General features: G+C 43.1%; 13 protein-coding genes. 6 read left to right on the top strand and 7 right to left on the bottom strand.

Annotated features, from left to right (window positions below; all coding sequences use genetic code 11):
- Nucleotides 1–325: 325 nt before the first annotated feature.
- Together argJ and xthA are read right to left on the bottom strand one after the other, a co-directional pair.
- Complete coding sequence (gene argJ / locus AC5JPY_RS00685; RefSeq protein WP_493851748.1) at nt 326–1,549, bottom strand: bifunctional glutamate N-acetyltransferase/amino-acid acetyltransferase ArgJ; 1,224 nt, start codon at nt 1,547–1,549, stop codon at nt 326–328.
- Between the two features lie 68 nt (nt 1,550–1,617).
- Nucleotides 1,618–2,442 carry an exodeoxyribonuclease III gene (xthA, locus tag AC5JPY_RS00680; protein WP_493851747.1) on the bottom strand — a complete coding sequence of 275 codons (825 nt, stop codon included), beginning with the start codon at nt 2,440–2,442 and terminating at the stop codon, nt 1,618–1,620.
- 219 nt (nt 2,443–2,661) lie between these two features.
- On the opposite strand from xthA, the gene AC5JPY_RS00675 reads away from it, so the two are divergent.
- The 5 genes from AC5JPY_RS00675 (at nt 2,662) to AC5JPY_RS00655 (ending at nt 9,723) form a co-directional block, all read left to right on the top strand.
- On the top strand, nt 2,662–3,264 hold the full coding sequence (locus AC5JPY_RS00675; protein WP_493851746.1) for a hotdog domain-containing protein: 603 nt from the start codon (nt 2,662–2,664) through the stop codon (nt 3,262–3,264).
- A gap of 78 nt (nt 3,265–3,342) precedes the next feature.
- A complete protein-coding gene (locus AC5JPY_RS00670) occupies nt 3,343–4,104 on the top strand; it encodes an ABC transporter ATP-binding protein (protein ID WP_493851745.1) in 762 nt (253 codons plus the stop codon).
- 194 nt (nt 4,105–4,298) lie between these two features.
- Nucleotides 4,299–5,093, top strand: a complete 795-nt coding sequence (locus AC5JPY_RS00665) for an ABC transporter permease (RefSeq protein ID WP_493851744.1) — start codon at nt 4,299–4,301, stop codon at nt 5,091–5,093.
- Nucleotides 5,094–5,677: 584 nt separating this feature from the next.
- The gene (locus AC5JPY_RS00660) at nt 5,678–7,375 is read left to right on the top strand and encodes an AMP-binding protein (protein WP_319050376.1); all 1,698 of its coding nucleotides are present in this window, start codon (nt 5,678–5,680) and stop codon (nt 7,373–7,375) included.
- Nucleotides 7,376–8,022: 647 nt separating this feature from the next.
- Nucleotides 8,023–9,723, top strand: a complete 1,701-nt coding sequence (locus tag AC5JPY_RS00655) for an AMP-binding protein (protein ID WP_493851743.1) — start codon at nt 8,023–8,025, stop codon at nt 9,721–9,723.
- Between the two features lie 98 nt (nt 9,724–9,821).
- Here the strand turns inward: AC5JPY_RS00655 and AC5JPY_RS00650 are convergent, their stop codons facing one another.
- The 5 genes from AC5JPY_RS00650 to sohB all read right to left on the bottom strand — a co-directional run bounded on the left by AC5JPY_RS00650 (nt 9,822) and on the right by sohB (nt 15,560).
- On the bottom strand, nt 9,822–10,691 hold the full coding sequence (locus tag AC5JPY_RS00650; RefSeq protein ID WP_319050374.1) for an SDR family oxidoreductase: 870 nt from the start codon (nt 10,689–10,691) through the stop codon (nt 9,822–9,824).
- 143 nt (nt 10,692–10,834) lie between these two features.
- Nucleotides 10,835–11,599, bottom strand: a complete 765-nt coding sequence (locus AC5JPY_RS00645) for a histidine phosphatase family protein (RefSeq protein ID WP_493851742.1) — start codon at nt 11,597–11,599, stop codon at nt 10,835–10,837.
- Between the two features lie 37 nt (nt 11,600–11,636).
- Nucleotides 11,637–12,878, bottom strand: a complete 1,242-nt coding sequence (locus AC5JPY_RS00640; protein ID WP_493851741.1) for a phosphotransferase family protein — start codon at nt 12,876–12,878, stop codon at nt 11,637–11,639.
- Between the two features lie 183 nt (nt 12,879–13,061).
- Nucleotides 13,062–14,309, bottom strand: a complete 1,248-nt coding sequence (locus tag AC5JPY_RS00635) for an acyl-CoA dehydrogenase family protein (protein WP_493852706.1) — start codon at nt 14,307–14,309, stop codon at nt 13,062–13,064.
- A 270-nt stretch (nt 14,310–14,579) separates the two neighbouring features.
- The gene (gene sohB / locus AC5JPY_RS00630) at nt 14,580–15,560 is read right to left on the bottom strand and encodes a protease SohB (RefSeq protein ID WP_493843279.1); all 981 of its coding nucleotides are present in this window, start codon (nt 15,558–15,560) and stop codon (nt 14,580–14,582) included.
- Nucleotides 15,561–15,934: 374 nt separating this feature from the next.
- On the opposite strand from sohB, the gene aspS reads away from it, so the two are divergent.
- On the top strand, nt 15,935–17,761 hold the full coding sequence (aspS, locus tag AC5JPY_RS00625; protein ID WP_493852705.1) for an aspartate--tRNA ligase: 1,827 nt from the start codon (nt 15,935–15,937) through the stop codon (nt 17,759–17,761).
- Nucleotides 17,762–17,763 lie beyond the last annotated feature (2 nt).

Genomic DNA, 17,763 nt, shown 5'->3' with positions numbered 1-17,763 from the left:
AGCTATGTTGCTAATTAAGCGATAACAATCCAAGTATACTTTTTCACAAAGTCTCTTTTTATTATCGATATTATAAGTATCTTATAAACAGTGCCATTTATTTACTTAGGCAAGTATATGCTGCAAACCGACCTACTCTCTATGACTGCTTTGTAAACTAACGTCAGCTTTTGCAACTCATGTTAATAGTACGTATTAAATAACAGAGTGTTTTGATACTCGGCATACATTAGAATGCAAAAAGGATTAGAAACTAAAAAGGCCAAAGCAAGTATTGCTTTGGCCTTTTTTTAACGTATTCGAGAATTATTTTGGGTTAGAGTTGTTAGCTACGATAATCAGCATTGATCTTGACATAGTCGTAAGACAAATCACAGGTATAGACTGTGTCGCTAGCTTCACCACGAGCAAGATCAATATGAATAGTAATCTCAGCGCGGCTCATGACAGCTTTGCCCGCCTCTTCCGTATAGCTCGGCGCAACACCACCATTTTGGCAAATCATGACCTCATCTAAATATACATCAACTTGCTCAGTGTCTAGGTCGTCGATACCCGCATAACCAACTGCTGCTAGGATACGTCCCCAGTTTGCATCACTTGCAAAAAAGGCGGTTTTTACTAGCGGTGAATGCGCCACTGCGTAAGCCACATCGCAGCACTCTTGCGTGGTCTGACCGCCAGTTACCTTGACCGTCATGAACTTAGTCGCACCCTCACCATCACGTACAATCAACTGTGCCAGACGCACAAAGACTTGGGTCAATGCGTCAAAGATGGGCTGATAATGTGGATGTGCTGGACTATCAATAACATCTGAGCTGGCAGCCCCTGTTGCAATCAATACACAGCAGTCATTGGTTGAGGTATCACCATCGACGGTAATGCGATTAAAAGACTGCTCATTAATAGCGCTCAACATCTCTTGCAATAAGTCAGCGGCAATATTGGCGTCCGTTGCTACGTAGCCAAGCATGGTTGCCATATTTGGGCGTATCATGCCTGAGCCTTTTGACATACCAGTGATATGATAACTGGTACCTGACACATCAATCTTTTGGCTAGTAAGTTTAGGAATAGTATCTGTCGTTCGAATACCATTAGCGGCAGCCAGCCAGCTATCATCAGCTAAAGTTGCCAACGCATCATCTAAACCCGCAATGACTGCATCACTATTTAACGGCTCGCCAATCACACCAGTAGAAAACGGCAATATCGCATGATTATCTACGCCTGCTTTATCAGCTAAGGCTGTACAGATGTCAACGGCGCGGCGTTTGCCATCAGCGCCTGTACCTGCATTCGCATTACCAGTATTCGTGACTAAATAACGAGGAGTGGACTTGGCAAAGTGCTCACGTAATATGCGTACAGGTGCGGCACAAAATGTATTTTTGGTCGTGACAACTGCCGTGGTCGCTTGTTCCGCAATTTCTATGACAACCAAGTCATCACGGTTTTTGTAGCGCACGCCTGCTGCGGTCGCACTGAGTCTAATGCCGTCAATCGGATAGATGGTATCAGGTACTGCTACGTTTCCAACAGCCATAATAAAATCCTTACTTTTTAATTGTTATCGTTGTTTTTAAGGGTAACGTAATAAACACTATAGGCATATTACGGTTTTTTTAGATCAAATGCCGACCAAATTGGTGCGTGGTCAGAGGGTTTTTCCATAGCGCGTAGCTCATAGCTGATTCCAGCATCGATACACTCACTAATAAGATCAGATGTGCATAGAATATGATCAATACGTAAACCGCGCTTAGGCTCATCATTAAAACCGCGACTGCGGTAATCAAACCAGCTATATAACTCTGTGCTCTCGGGATAATGCAAACGGTATGTATCAGTCAATTCACGTGACATCAATGCTGAATACCACTCACGCTCTTCTGGCAAAAACGAGGTCTTTCTATTTTTCAGCCAGCGCTTTGCATTAACCTCACCGATACCAATATCAATGTCTTCTGGTGCAATGTTCATATCACCCATTACAATGAGTGAGCGACCTTCTGCCTTTAGCGTATCAATATAAGCCATCAAATTGGCATAATAAGCGCGCTTCATCGGAAACTTGGTCGGATGATCTTGACTCTCTCCTTGTGGAAAATAGCCATTGAGCACATCTATCTCACGTCCTTCGATCTCATAGCGCGCATGGATAAAACGTTTTTGCGCCTCTACATCTTCACCAGGAAAACCTTTTTGTACAAATATAGGGGCAGTTTTCGATAGTAGTGCCACACCATAATGTCCTTTTTGCCCAAAATACTCTACGTGATAGCCCAAGCCTTCTATATTATCAAGTGGAAACTGATCATCATGAACTTTGGTCTCTTGTAGACCCATGACATCAGGATCGATTACTTCGCGCACCGCCTCAAGCTGATGCTGGCGAGCACGGATACCATTAATATTAAAACTGACAAAACGGGTCATAAATTGTCCTATACTGATTGGTTAAAATACGATGCTAATAAAAACGAATGCGCTATAAATGTCTATGATAACAGACCTCGTCTGTTCGAGCAGTTGCATGGCCTTATATCTTAAGCTAGAGTAGCTCTTATTATAATAATATAATAGACGCTTTTTTATTGGCACAAACATATATAGCGTCTTCATCAAACAATACTTATTAAAATACTGAGCACTATTATGACAATGACTGATCAAAAAAATAAAAATGCAGCCCTTAATAACACAGCCCCTAATAACAATATCGAACCACTGTTTGCTAAAGACTATAACGTCTACATCAACCACACTGATGCTGGCGGTATAGTTTATCACGCCAACCACCTAGTATTTTTTGAAAACTGTCGCCGCGATTGGTTTACCAAGCTGGGTCTTAATGGTTATTTTTTGCAGACTGATGATGGTGATGTACAGCATTTTGTCGTGAGTCAGGCAGATTTACAATACAAAAGAGCCATTCTCTTAGATGAAATCATCAGTGTCCGTATCGATAAAGTAGAGCTAAAACCTGCCAGCATGATATTTTATCAAAGCATTCATCGAACCCTATCTGATGATGACACTGCCAAAACAACCCGTAGTCAGCTATTAAGCAGCACCAAGATCGTCATCGCCTGTGTACAGAATCTTGTCAAACCAGAGCCAATGGCCAATGAGCAAACAGACAATAACAAAACTGACACGACAGTGAATACAACACCAATGCGCCCTATTCGTGTACCAAAACAACTGCGCGATAGTATTGGGCAAGCGATTAGCGTGCAAATGAATGGACACCAATAGTACTTTATGAGTATAGATACTAGTAAGCCCTTACTTACATTTGACACTCTTTGGGTATGTGGCAGACGAGCAGTCAGCATGTCTGATAATGAAGCTACAACAGGCACACGAACAAATGCTTTTGCTCTGCAAAAAATATATCAGAACTGGTCAGATAAGCTAAAGAACAATACGACGCCCGATGACCGGTCGACCCATAACAGCGCACTAATCAATGGCGCAAGTGGCGAACTACATTCAGGTCAAATAACTGTTTTGACAGGAGCTTCTGGTAGTGGGAAATCCGTATTGTTACGCGTACTTGCAGGCTTACTGCCAATGAGTGCTGGTGATATTCTCTTACAGAGTAACAGCGCGTCTTGTAGCAGTGACAGTATTGAAGTCATTGAGCCTACAGAATGGCGCAAACAAGTTGCTTTACTTGCTCAGCACCCGCAACTGATGGAAGGTCGTGTCCTTGACAACCTAAAGATGCCTTATCAACTACAAGCACATCAGTCTCAAAGCTTTGATATCGACTGGCATGTTGCCCAGCTTGAGACGCTCAATAGAAATGCAGAGTTTTTGCAGCAAGAGGCCTATCATCTATCTGGTGGTGAGCGTCAACTCGTCAATACGTTGCGTCTATTACAACTGAATCCAAGAGTATTATTACTAGATGAACCAACAGCTGCACTGGATGTTGATACCTCAGCACAATTGGTAACTCTGCTGATGAGCTGGTTACAGGCCAATAAACAGCGCACATTATTATGGGTCACTCACGATACTAAAGACATCATGCCGCTGGCCAATAGACATTGGCAAATGCAGGCGGGTGTCTTAACTGAGATATCTTGAGACAATTATCCAACGCTAGATAAGCAGTTTAATCCCCCTTGCCCCCACTTTTTTACTCGTTTATTTTTTCGTATCTAGAGTTGATCCAATTTAAGACTGCTACAAGACAACCGAGTACAGATATATATGTCATACTTTAAGCGAGGTTAACGCTGTAGCTCTTTTATAGTGGATTAACAATATAATGAGCACCTATGATTGGTACAGATGACATGCAAGTATTACTAACTTATGGTGATATCGCTCTTGCCAGCGGTCTAATTATTATCGTGCTTTTGGTGTCATGGCAGCTGCGCTTAAAACTGACAAAGACACTCTTAATCGCGGCTGTCCGTACCATCGTGCAGTTGAGCTTTATTGGTCTGATCCTGGCGTGGATTTTTGCACGTGAACAATGGTATGAAGTTTTGCTGATTTTGACCATCATGACGCTTATTGCCGGCAGTGCTGCAAAAAATCGTGTTAAACGCAGCTATAAGGGTTTACTAACTGACACCTTATTAGCAGTGAGCACCTCGGCTGTGCTCGTTACCGCGATAGCTATTGTGGTTATTTTAGGGGTTCAGCCTTGGTATACACCGCAATTCATCATTCCTGTACTAGGTTTGATACTGGGCAATTCTTTGACGGCTATCTCGTTGACCAGCAACCAGTTGATTGAAGCTTTTCACGAGCAGCAAGGGCGTATTGAGATGATGCTCAGCCTTTCTGCGAAGCCATTTGAGGCAGTACATGAACAGATACGCGCAGCAATAACCAATGGTATGACCCCAACACTGAATTCTATGCTAGTCGTCGGTATTGTCAGCTTGCCAGGTATGATGACCGGTCAGATACTGGCAGGTGCTGATCCTACACAGGCTGTTCGCTATCAGATTGTCACTATGTTTTTGATCTGTGCAAGTAGCACGCTTGGTTGTACTATCAGTGCTTTATTGATTTATCGACGCTTTTTTAATAAGCGCAAGCAATTTATGCTCCCCCAGTAGCTTCCTCTTTCTCTCCTCTCTATGAATTAACGATCAGACTTCACCGCTCTAAAGCGTTTATAATATCGTCGAGTAGTACTGGCTCCGTGACAAATCTCATCGTGAGGCCGATTTATAGAATAGTCACTTCCTATTCGCACATCCATTGTGATAAAAAAGCACCTCTCATATCTGCCAGATACTTGTACGTCATATATTTTTCAGTTTTTTTAGCTTTATGTATAGACTGCTCAGTTTTGCTTTCTGTTGTTGTTTTCAACGCTATTCATGCTAATGTATTGCTTAAATGTATCGTTTTTTTGATACCTGAGTTGCAAAGAGCAGATAATACTTACCTGAAATATCTATAATTTCTCTTAGGTGATTATCTACTCGTTCAACGTTACTTAATTAATTAGCCAATTGCTTTGGTAATTAAGAAGCATTGAACAACAGCAACACAAGTGAGTAGCCAGTCGATAGACAAGGACGTTGTCGAACACAGCAGAAGATAAAGTAGGTTACTGCTGTTTTGTTATATTTACGTGCAGATGGCTGCTTTCTTACAACACTTTAACCCATCCTAAATTGCAAGGACGCTGACCATGATGCCGAACAAACCTTGGCTTTCTCAATATCCCGCAGGTGTACCAAAAACTATTGATCCTGATAGATACAGTAGCATTATGGAGCTGTACGAAGAGTGTTTTGACCGGTTTCGCGGTCATCCGATGAGCATCTGCATGGGTGTGACCCATACCTATAATGACGTCGACAAAGCATCACTGGCAGTAGCAGCATGGCTACAAGAGCAAGGTTTACCCAAAGGTAGTGTCGTGGCACTTATGATGCCAAACGTACCCCAATACTTACCCACAATGATCGGTATCCTGCGTGCAGGTTACATTTGCACCCCTGTCAACCCGCTATATACTGGAAGAGAGCTACGACATCAGCTTAATGACTCTGGTGCACAAGCAATATTTGTGGTCGATAACTTTGCTCAGGCGCTTGAGCAAGTCATTGAAGAGACCTCTATCAAACGTATTATCTTATCGAAAATGGGCGATATGATGGGACTAAAGGGTATTTTAGTGAATACCATTATCCGTCAGGTCAAACGCTTAGTTCCTAAGTACAACCTCAACGACCCTAAATATCATGTCACCAAATTTCCTGACGTATTGAAGAAAGGTAAAAACCTACCTTTCCAGCAGCCAAAAATGTCGTTAGACCAAAAAGCATTCTTACAATATACAGGTGGTACCACAGGGCTTTCTAAAGGTGCTATTTTATCGCAGCGCAATGTTGTGGCAGCGGCAATGCAATCAGAAGCATGGACACGACCTATCACCTCGGAGATCAATGAGGTATATATTAATATGGTTATGGCGCTACCGCTGTATCATATTTTTGCTTTTATGCTTAGTCTACTGGGTATGCGCTCAGGTTATACCTTCGTATTGGTACCCAATCCGCGTGATATTCCTGGGTTTGTCAAAACCTTATCAAAACAACCGTTTCATATCTTCCCCGCCGTCAACACTCTCTTTAAAGGGCTATTAGATAATCCAAACTTTAAAGACTTAAACTTTAGCTCGCTTCGTATTTCACAGGCTGGCGGCATGGCTGCAACCGAGCAAACTGCCAAACGTTGGCTAGAGGTGACTGGCTGCGCAATGATTGAAGGTTGGGGTATGACGGAAGGTGTCGCCGTCGGTACAGCGAACGTGATTACAAACCGTGAGTTTAATGGCACCATTGGCGTGCCTGCCCCTGGCGTAGATGTCATTATTATCGACGAAGAAGGCAATCAGGTAAAACTGAACGAAGGCGGCGAATTATGTATCAAAGGGCCTAATGTAACTTCTGGATATCTAAACCGAGACAGTAGTGGTGATTTTACTAGTGACGGTTACTTCCGTACTGGAGACATCGTTAGTATGGATGATAAGGGCTATATCAAACTATTAGATCGTAAAAAGGACATGATCTTGGTATCAGGATTTAATGTGTTCCCAAATGAGATCGAATCTGTCATGCTCGACTGTGATGGTATCCTTGACTGTGCAGTAATCGGTATTCCTGATAGCCATCAGGGTGAGGCTGTCAAAATATACGTGGTTCCTGAAGACAACAATGTGACTAAAGAAATTATCAAAGATTTTGCACTAGACAACCTAACTGGCTATAAATGTCCGCGTCATATTGAGTTTGTCAGCGAATTGCCGAAAAGTAATGTCGGTAAAGTACTACGTCAAAAACTACGTGAAAAACATAATGCTGAGCACCCTCAGCTATAAGTGGTCTATATTGATCCCGAACATCATGTCATATTAATTCATGATTTCAGAAAAAAAGCCTCACATTAAATGCGGGGCTTTTTTCGTAGTGATTTTTTATATACAAGAACTTATAATGCTGTAACAGCTCTACGATGCTGTTGATTTCTGGCTCGTATTAATTTTTAGGCTTTCAGATCTCAACAATAATTTTATCCATTCAAAATAACCACTTATCTTCTTTAGCTTGCAACATATTTTTTTTGTTATATCAAACTCAAATATAAACTATTAAGTTCTTGTATAGCAATAACAAAATTAGTTGTAGTTGTGTTAATGTAATGCCGCAATGTGTCACTATGCTTTCTATCGATTTAATTTGATTCTAAGCTAAAAACAGGACAAATTATTGCTACCGCTCTAAATGAATGTTTTGATTGTAGAATCAGTAACCAGTCGTTTAATCTACTCAGATGTCTGTTGTTCGAACGGCTTACTCTTAGTAGTTAAATAAAACTTTATAAAGGCCTCTGTACGTTAGCAGTATGTGAAAACAAAGGATAGCACTCGACAATGCACTGCTTATAAGGCAGTGACTTATATTGTTGACATGGATGTGACTACTTCTCTATAGAACCTTAGCTTATTTTAATTTAAGGACGCTTGGCATGACAGTAGATAAACCTTGGCTTGCTCAATACCCAGACAATGTACCCAAGACCATTAATCCTGACCAATATGAAAGCCTCATAGAGCTATATGAAGAGTGCTTTAACCGTTTTCGTATGCATCCTATGACTATTTGTATGGGTGTTACTCATACTTATGGTGACGTTGATAAGGCATCACTTGCAGTGGCGGCATGGTTACAAGCTCAAGGCTTACCTAAAGGCAGCGTCGTGGCACTCATGATGCCAAACGTCCCACAATATTTACCAATCATGATTGGTATCTTACGCGCAGGTTACGTCTGTACCCCGATCAACCCACTATATACTGGCCGTGAGCTGCGTCATCAATTAAACGACTCTGGTGCTCAAGTTATTTTTGTCGTTGACAACTTCGCTCAAGCGCTAGAGCAAGTCATTGAAGAGACTAATATCAAGCGTATTGTCCTCTCAAAAATGGGCGATATGATGGGCTTGAAAGGTATTTTGGTAAATACCGTTATCCGTCAGGTGAAACGCTTAGTACCTAAATACAACCTTAACGATCCTAAGTACCATGTTACCAAATTTCCTGAAGTGCTTAAGAAAGGTAAGAACCTCCCTATTCAAGCACCTAAAGCCACCATGCAGCAGAAAGCTATTTTGCAATATACTGGTGGAACAACAGGGTTATCTAAAGGTGCCGTGCTGACTCAGCGTAACGTCGTCGCTGCTGCTATGCAATCAGAAGCATGGTATCGTCCTGTTACCTCGGATATCAACGAGGTATATATCAATATGGTAATGGCATTGCCGCTATATCATATTTTTGCATTCATGCTTAGCTTGCTTGGTATGCGTTCAGGTTATACCTTTGTGCTGATACCTAACCCACGTGATATGCCAGGGTTTATCAAAACCTTGTCAAAACAACCGTTCCATATTTTCCCTGCTGTAAACACTTTGTTTAAAGGTTTACTTGATCAGCCAAATTTCAAAGATTTGGACTTTAGCTCATTGCGTATCACGCAAGCCGGTGGTATGGCGGCAACCGAGCAAACAGCAGCCCGTTGGTTAGAGGTGACTGGTTGCCCTATGGTCGAGGGCTGGGGTATGACAGAAGGGGTTGCTGGCGGTACCGCCAACGTCATTACTGATCGTAAGTTCAACGGTACAATCGGCATACCAGTTCCTAGTGTCGATATCATCGTCGTCGACGAAAATGGTGAACGTGTCGCCATGCATGAGGCAGGTGAGATGTGCATCAAAGGCCCAAACGTCATGTCAGGCTATTTCAATCGAGACAATACCAATGATTTCACAAGCGATGGTTACTTCCGTACTGGCGATATTGTGAGCATGGATGAAAAAGGCTACTTCACTTTACTAGACCGTAAAAAAGATATGATTTTGGTGTCAGGATTCAATGTATTTCCAAATGAGATTGAAGCGGTCATGCTTGATTATGATGGTATTCTTGACTGTGCCGTGATTGGTATTCCTGATGAAAACCAGGGTGAAGCCGTCAAAATCTATATCATACCTGCAGACAATAATGTCACTAAAGAGGACATTAAAGAGTTTGCATTGGATAATTTGACCGGTTACAAATGCCCGCGTCATATTGAGTTTGTCAGTGAACTACCAAAAAGCAATGTGGGTAAAGTACTACGTCAAAAGCTGCGTGAGCAGCATATTGCAGACAACCCACAAACACTATAGTACTCATACTATGATTTTTGGATAAGTACAAAACAGCCCACTATCATAATAGTGGGCTGTTTTGTTTGTCATATCTAGTATTTTGTCATTTTTCTCTACTAGCTTAATTTACTCATTACTTGCAATGGCAAATGTTTCATCGCATGACTGACCATTGACCACGGTAGACTTGGTACACAGGCTTCATCTACTTCCGCTTCAATCGCTGCCACAATCGCTTTGGTACCAGTATCTGCATCGACCTCGAATGGCAATGGCTTGGAGCCCTCGTTGATCTCTGTACGGATATACCCTGGATAGATAGTAGATACTTTGATGGGCAATTTAGTCAATAGCATATCCGCGCGAATACCTTCTGCTAAGTGAGCCAAGCCAGCCTTGCTCGCGCCATAGGTAGTTAGATGTCTAGGCAGTCCGCGCATGGCTGACATACTTGATATCACTACTAAGTGTCCACTGTTTTGGGCACGAAAGATGCTCATTGCCGCTTCACATTGTGCCAATGCTGCCACAAAGTTGATATCTGCGGTACGGCGATTGGTCTCAAAATGCCCTTGACCAATTCGGCGACTGTCACCAATGCCAGCATTGACTACTACGCGCTCAATACTACCGAAGTCCTCTGTAAAAGCCGCAAATACTTGGAAAATCGCATCATAGTCACTGACATCTAAAGCACGATACTCAATACGGATATCAGGGTATTGCGCCGTTAGCTCTGACTTTAGCTGCTCTAAACGATCCGTACGGCGCGCACATATTGCCAGGTTATACCCTAATTTGGCAAAAAGTCTCGCCATCCCCTCGCCTAAACCTGAGCTTGCCCCTGTGATAAGTACCGTTTTACCCTTGCCTACTTGCTGCCTGTTCAGACCTTTTAAGTAACGTGCAGGTTGAACTGCACCGACTAACTGGTTTTTACTATTGCGGGCACTTTTGGCAACCAAATTTATCAATTTATTTTGCATATACAGTCCTTTGAATATCAGTAATGAATAGCGTTAACGTCATGTCCGCTTGTATCAGTGCATCTTATCAGCACAGACGGTGTACTTCACGCACAAACAATGTACTTCATTTAGGTATACACAACATTGTATCACTAACAAGTTTATCGCCATGTCACAAACGGCTTGCCTTCAGAGAATAAATGGCTATATTCATTTAAAGACAGCAAGCGAGTACTCTGTTTTTTTAGAGTGATCGATGTCACACCTGTATTAACCAAGCTTTTATTCAACTGGTAGGCTGTCTGGCTACCTTGACGTAACAACTGCGCAGTGATTGCAGCAATAACACCGCCTGACGTAAATACAAGTACTGTACTGTCCTGATCTAAGCTCATATTTGCTATTTTTGTACGTACTTGCTCAAGCGCTTGCTGCGCACGCTCACTAAACTGTGGCCAACTTTCAACATAATCTTGATCATTGTTACCACCGTGCCAGCGCTGCATTGCCTGATCGAATAATTCTGCCAGTCGCGTGGCTGGTGATTCCGCTTTAGCAATTTCAGCTGAGATATCGGCTCGATTACTGAGTCCGTCAGTTGACTTAATAAAGACGTCCTTGTGATTAAACTCATCGAGTTGTGGCACGATATAGCTATTGGGCTGATCAAAATCGATTGCTGGCATCGTAGGTTTGCCATCGCCATTATTGGTACAAACAAAGGGCTGATAGCCCTCCCAAAAATGGCGTGCTGAATCTTGCTGGCGAACCAAATTACCAGTGAATATTGCATCTATACGGCGCTGCGTTGCAGCGTAGTGCTGACCTAGCATTTTTGCTTGAATACTACCTAACTCTGAGAGTTGATCGTAGTTTTCTTGACCGAAAGAAGCCTGGCCGTGACGGGCTAAAAGTATGGTTGTCATAACTTACTACCTTTTATCATATTTACCAAAGTACAGTTTATTCAGGAGTGTGAGATGATTTTGCAAAATACCCCTTTGGTAAAATACTTTTAACAACCTTCTGTACAGGGCTTGGCAGCTGCTCGATGGTAGCAGCGTCTACCCCTCTGTCTTCTAAATGCGGCTGAACGTGTGTATTGAACAGCGCTTCGCCTTCATATTGCGCAATCAGTTTGAGACATTTGGCGTGCATGACGTGTATAGCAAGCCATGCATTTTTGAATGCTGGATTGGTGGTTTGTTTGTGATAGTAGCGATAGTAGATTTGCTGAATAATACCTGATAGACGGAATAGACCGAATACTTCATAAAAGGTCCAGTTATCTATCTTGAGTCCAGATTTTTCTAGATAATAAGCAACTACTTCATCACGCGTCATCATGCCTTCTAAGTGAGTTGGCTGGCGACGGAACTGCTGCATAACAATATTGTCATCTTCTTCAATCCAGTAGGCCAATGCACTACCCAAATCCATTAATGGATCGCCAAGGGTTGCCATCTCCCAATCAAGTACACCAATCACCTTGGTCGGCTCATCCGCATCGAGTATGACATTGTCAAAACGCCAGTCATTGTGAATAATGCACGTTTTGCTATCCGCAGGTGTGTGTTTTTTAAGCCACTGTCTGACCAATGCAAAGCTCGGTACGTTAGGTGTTTTTGCTTTGACGTAACGTTTATCCCAGCCACTAATTTGGCGCTCGCAATAACCATCACCGCGTCCTAAATCGACCAAATCAGGATGCTCTGTATAGTCTATCTGGTGTAGCTCTACCAACGCATCTAAAACATTGGTACAAAGCAGACGAGTTTGGGCAGGATCCAGCTCAACGCCTTTTGGTAAGTTGGCTCGAGGAATGATACCTTCCATACGCTCCATCACATAGAAATCAGCACCAATGACAGCTTCATCAGTGCATAATGCAACCATTTCAGGTACATAAGGATAAGCGTCTTTCAATGCCTTTTGAACTGTATGCTCACGTACCATATCATGAGCAGATTTTGCTTTGGTACCTTTTGGTGGACGGCGTAAGATAAGATCCTGGTTTTTACCTTCACCTTCATATTGTAATCGATACGTCCAGTTTGACGCTCCGCCAGAGAACTGAGTAACTTTAGGCTCGCCTACGACATCGACACCCTGACTGCGAAGCCATTCGCTCACTGCTGTAGCATCAAGCTCTTCACCTTCACGTACGGCACCGCCTTTATCAAGTACTTTACTATCAGTTGCCATGAGACATTCCTTATCGTGTGATCATGTATTTTTATAGCCAGTAGTCAACTATTTAATAGCAATGAGCTACTGTTAGTGATGAAAAATTCACTACTAAATCGTTAATAGTGAATTTTCAATTTTTTTATTTTCGGCAATAGTGGTATGAGCAACTTTAGGTTTACTCACACCTATTGATGAGTCTTAAGCTTTGTCAGATTTAGAACGACTAAAACCTTGACGCTTTAGCTCTAGCTTGGCGATCATCGTTTGGTGTACTTCATCAGGGCCATCTGCGAGGCGTAATACACGAGCTTGGGCATAGAACCCTGGTAGCATCGTGTCTTGACATACACCCATGCCGCCATGAATTTGAATCGCCATGTCGACCACTTCTTGTAGTACAGTTGGCGCGACTACTTTAATAGCAGAGATTTCAGTCAATGCCGCTTTGGTACCTTGGGCGTCCATTTTTTGCGCCGCGTAAAGGGTTAATAAGCGTGCTTGATCAATCTTGATACGGGCATCGCTGATACGCTCAAAGTTGCTGCCCAATTGTAGTAATGGCTTACCAAAAGCGGTACGTGACATACCGCGCTTAACAGCCAATTCTAGTGATTTTTCAGCCGCACCGATACAACGCATGCAATGGTGAATACGACCTGGTCCTAGGCGGCCTTGTGCAATCTCAAAACCTTTACCTGGTCCACCGATAAAGTGACTGACTGGCACACGTACATTCTCAAAGCTAATTTCACCATGACCATGCGGCGCATCATAATCACCGAATACTTTGAGCATGCGCTTGATCTTAACACCCGCAGTATTGACTGGAACTAATACCATCGAATGCTGATGATGGCGACCGGCAGTTTCGTCAGCGGTATATGCCATAACAATCAAGATATCAACTGCAGGATCACCAAGACCCGATGACCACCATTTACTACCGTTGATAACGATTTCATCACCATCAACCACAGCAGTGGCTTGCATATTGGTGGCATCACTTGACGCCACATCAGGCTCAGTCATACAAAAGACAGAACGTGTCTCACCTTCTAACAACGGCGTGAGCCATTTGTCTTGCTGCTCTTGTGTACCATAACGCCATAGTAGCTCCATGTTACCGCTATCAGGCGCATTGCAGTTAAATACATGTGGCGCAAGCAAACTACGACCAGTCAGCTCTGCAATAGGCGCATAATCAGTAACCGAAAGACCTGCACCTAAAGTATCATCTGGCAAGAACAGGTTCCACAATCCTTCCTCACGCGCTTGTTTGCGTAAGTTTTCATAGGCTTCTGGCCATTCCCAGTTCTCCCAGTTACCGTCAGGGTTTTTCTTATGACACTCTTCCCAGAACTGGGCTTCGATGGGTTCAATATGCGTTTCAATGAACGCTTTGACTTTGGCATGCATGGCTTGACCATGTTCTGTTGCGGTAAACATTAAATTGTCGTTAGACATAAATGACTTCCTTTTCTTTATTGATTGTCTAAATCGAGTTTTGATAAAAAGCGCTGTTAGACCTTTAGCGCAAGCTTTAGTGTACGGACGTATACTGTTTTTAGTATGCTACATTTATAACACAGCAATTATGAATAAACAGCAAAAAGGCGCGACCAGCTAGGACACGCCTTTTACAAAATACAAACAATGCGTAGTTAAGAGTAAAGCGACTAAAACACTAACTATTAGACATCATAATGATATCTAACACTATTTTAAGATATTCAGACGACTATTTAACTCAAAACGTGCTAATGCATCCGGTAATTTATCCACTGCAATGCTAAGGGTTGCTTCGGCAGCTTGCGCCAGACCCAGCTTCTCTGCAAGCGTTGGCTTTTGGCGTGAATGCAATGAATACACTTCACTGTTTTCCATACGCTCCAAAATATAGCTATCAGAGGTCTGCAAGCTATCAACGAGGTTGAGCTTCAACGCGTCTTCGCCATACCAGTGCTCACCTGTGGCTACTTTGGCAACATCCAACTCTGGGCGGTAAGCATTAACGAAATGCTTAAATAGCTCGTGCGTCTGCTCTAGCTCTTCTTGATACTTAGCACGATCTTCGGCGTCGTTTTCTCCAAACACAGTCACCGTACGTTTGTAGTCGCCAGCGGTAAACATTTCATAATCGACGTCGTGATTTTTGAGCCATTTGTGGAAATTTGGCAATTGTGATACCACGCCGATTGAGCCAATAATCGCAAATGGTGCGGCCACAACATTGTCTGCCACACACGCCATCATATAGCCACCGCTCGCTGCCACTTTATCAACACATACTGTCAGCTTTAGACCGGCGTCCTTTAAGCGCACCAATTGCGCGGCTGCTAGACCATAACCATGCACCAAACCGCCGCCTGACTCAAGACGTACGATCACTTCATCGCCTTTATTAGCTGTACTGATAAGGGTACTAATTTCTTCACGTAAATGATTGACGGCAGTGGCTTTGATGTCACCGTCAAAGTCAAGTACAAAAACTTGTGACGCAGTGTCAGTATTTTTTTTCTGCTTTTTGCTTTTTGTCTTTAGGGCTTGCTTGGCTTTTTTTGCCATTGCTTTTTTGAATGCTTTAAGCGCGGCTTTGCCCTGGGTCGCTTCCATCAAATCTTCGCGACGCTGTTTTTGGGCTTCATTTAGATGTCTTACTTTTAGCTCAACCGGGTTTTTAGGGGGATGAAATAGCATGATTACAAATCCTCAAGTCAGTAGATATATCAATATAGATGTTTTTATTCAGGTGCGGTTGATATGCGCACGCTTGTTGGTGTTTTCAAGCAAAATGACAATATTTAACCTAATCTAGATATCGCTCAATGAATACAGCCGATACCAGTGCATGGCTGCACTTTGATTGAACTCAGCTGGTTGTATAACAAGGGCATATTAGGCATAATATGCGTTTATATCAAATTTTCTGCAGCCAACGTGATGACCCTTTGTCTTGATCGCGTTGTTTGTGTGTTTTTTTTGCAAATCGCTTGAAACGCACAGCAATGGCTGCATTACTGTATTTCGAATTGGGCTGATAACTGGATAACTATATTATGACGCAAAGCACTATGACGCATAGCGAATACCGAGACGAATATTGCGGAGCCGTAACTGAGAGCTTACTTGAGCAAACCATTAGCATCGTGGGCTGGGTACATCGTCGTCGCGATCACGGTGGTGTGATTTTCTTAGACATGCGTGACCGCGCTGGTATCTTGCAGGTCGTGGTCGACCCTGACACACCAGAAGCTTTCGCAACCGCTGATGCGGTACGTCCTGAATACGTACTAAAAATCACTGGCCGCGTACGTCGTCGTTATGAAGGTACTGAAAATAATAATATGACCAGTGGCCAGATCGAGCTATTGTGCAAAGAAATTGAAGTATTGGCTAAATCTGAAACACCGCCATTCCCATTGAATGACGAAAAAACCACGGTATCAGAAGACTTGCGTCTAAAGTATCGGTATCTTGATATGCGTCGTCCGCAAATGCAAGAGCGTATGGTGTTCCGTGCCAAGGCAACTTCAGCAATTCGTCGCTATTTAGACGATCATGGTTTCTTGGATGTCGAGACGCCTATTTTGACTCGTGCAACGCCTGAAGGTGCGCGTGATTATCTCGTACCATCACGTACGCGTCCTGGTAACTTCTTTGCCCTGCCGCAGTCACCACAGCTATTTAAGCAATTATTAATGGTGTCAGGTTTTGACCGTTATTATCAAATCGCTAAATGCTTCCGTGATGAAGACTTACGTGCTGATCGTCAGCCTGAATTTACTCAGGTGGATATCGAGACGTCTTTCTTAAACGAAGAAGAGATCATGAACATCAACGAAGGTCTGATCAAGCATTTGTTCAAGACCATGATGGACGTTGAGTTTGAGCAGTTCCCTCGCATGACTTATGCTGAAGCAATGCGCGACTATGCATCAGACAAGCCTGATTTACGTATTCCATTGAAACTGGTCGACGTTGCAGACTTGATGAAAGACGTTGATTTTAAGGTATTTGCTGGCCCTGCTAACGATCCTAAAGGTCGCGTTGCTGCCCTACGTATACCTGGCGGTGCTTCATTGAGCCGTAAGCAAATCGATGCTTATACTAAGTTTGTTGGTATCTATGGCGCACGCGGTTTGGCTTATATCAAAGTCAATGATGCAAGTAGCATCAACAATGGCGTAGATAAAGAGTCTGGCCTACAGTCTCCGATCATCAAAAACATGACTGATGATGTGCTTGTTAGTCTAATTGAGCGTACTGCTGCAGAAGATGGCGATATTATCTTCTTTGGTGCAGATAAAGCCAGTGTCGTAAATGACGCAATCGGCGCATTACGCCAAAAAATCGGTCTAGACCTTGAAATGGTAACTTGTGAGTGGGCGCCGCTTTGGGTGACTGACTTCCCAATGTTTGAGGAAACTGACAACGGTCAATGGACATCAATGCATCATCCATTTACTAAGCCTAAAGGCTCAGTTGAAGAGTTGAAAAACAACCCAGAAGCTGCGCTTTCTATCGCTTATGACATGGTATTGAATGGTACAGAAGTTGGCGGTGGTAGCTTGCGTATCAATACTTACGATATGCAGCAAGCTGTCCTTGATGCTTTAGGTATCGGCGAGCAAGAAGCAGAAGACAAATTTGGCTTCTTACTTGATGCATTGAAATTCGGTGCGCCGCCGCATGGTGGCTTGGCTTTCGGTTTGGATCGCTTGATTATGCTTATGGTAGGTGCAGACTCTATCCGTGATGTGATTGCCTTCCCAAAAACCAAAACTGCTGAGTGCCCATTGACCCAAGCACCTGCTGAAGTTGATAGCAAACAGTTACGTGATCTTGGTATCCGTGTGCGTGAAAAAGCACAGGCTGATGCCAACAAACCTGCTCAATAAAA

The sequence above is a fragment of the Psychrobacter sp. H27 genome, from assembly GCF_059072655.1.
The sequence above is the reverse complement of the archived record's forward strand: the minus strand, read 5'-3'. Positions and strand labels throughout refer to the sequence as shown.

Coding starts and splice junctions, on each gene's coding strand:
- AC5JPY_RS00675 (WP_493851746.1), top strand. CDS start 2,662: ATGACAATGACTGATCAAAAAAATAAAAATGCAGCCCTTAATAACACA.
- AC5JPY_RS00650 (WP_319050374.1), bottom strand. CDS start 10,691: ATGCAAAATAAATTGATAAATTTGGTTGCCAAAAGTGCCCGCAATAGT.
- AC5JPY_RS00635 (WP_493852706.1), bottom strand. CDS start 14,309: ATGTTTACCGCAACAGAACATGGTCAAGCCATGCATGCCAAAGTCAAA.
- AC5JPY_RS00665 (WP_493851744.1), top strand. CDS start 4,299: ATGATTGGTACAGATGACATGCAAGTATTACTAACTTATGGTGATATC.
- AC5JPY_RS00670 (WP_493851745.1), top strand. CDS start 3,343: ATGTCTGATAATGAAGCTACAACAGGCACACGAACAAATGCTTTTGCT.
- AC5JPY_RS00645 (WP_493851742.1), bottom strand. CDS start 11,599: ATGACAACCATACTTTTAGCCCGTCACGGCCAGGCTTCTTTCGGTCAA.
- AC5JPY_RS00655 (WP_493851743.1), top strand. CDS start 8,023: ATGACAGTAGATAAACCTTGGCTTGCTCAATACCCAGACAATGTACCC.
- argJ (WP_493851748.1), bottom strand. CDS start 1,549: ATGGCTGTTGGAAACGTAGCAGTACCTGATACCATCTATCCGATTGAC.
- sohB (WP_493843279.1), bottom strand. CDS start 15,560: ATGCTATTTCATCCCCCTAAAAACCCGGTTGAGCTAAAAGTAAGACAT.
- AC5JPY_RS00640 (WP_493851741.1), bottom strand. CDS start 12,878: ATGGCAACTGATAGTAAAGTACTTGATAAAGGCGGTGCCGTACGTGAA.
- xthA (WP_493851747.1), bottom strand. CDS start 2,442: ATGACCCGTTTTGTCAGTTTTAATATTAATGGTATCCGTGCTCGCCAG.
- AC5JPY_RS00660 (WP_319050376.1), top strand. CDS start 5,678: ATGATGCCGAACAAACCTTGGCTTTCTCAATATCCCGCAGGTGTACCA.
- aspS (WP_493852705.1), top strand. CDS start 15,935: ATGACGCATAGCGAATACCGAGACGAATATTGCGGAGCCGTAACTGAG.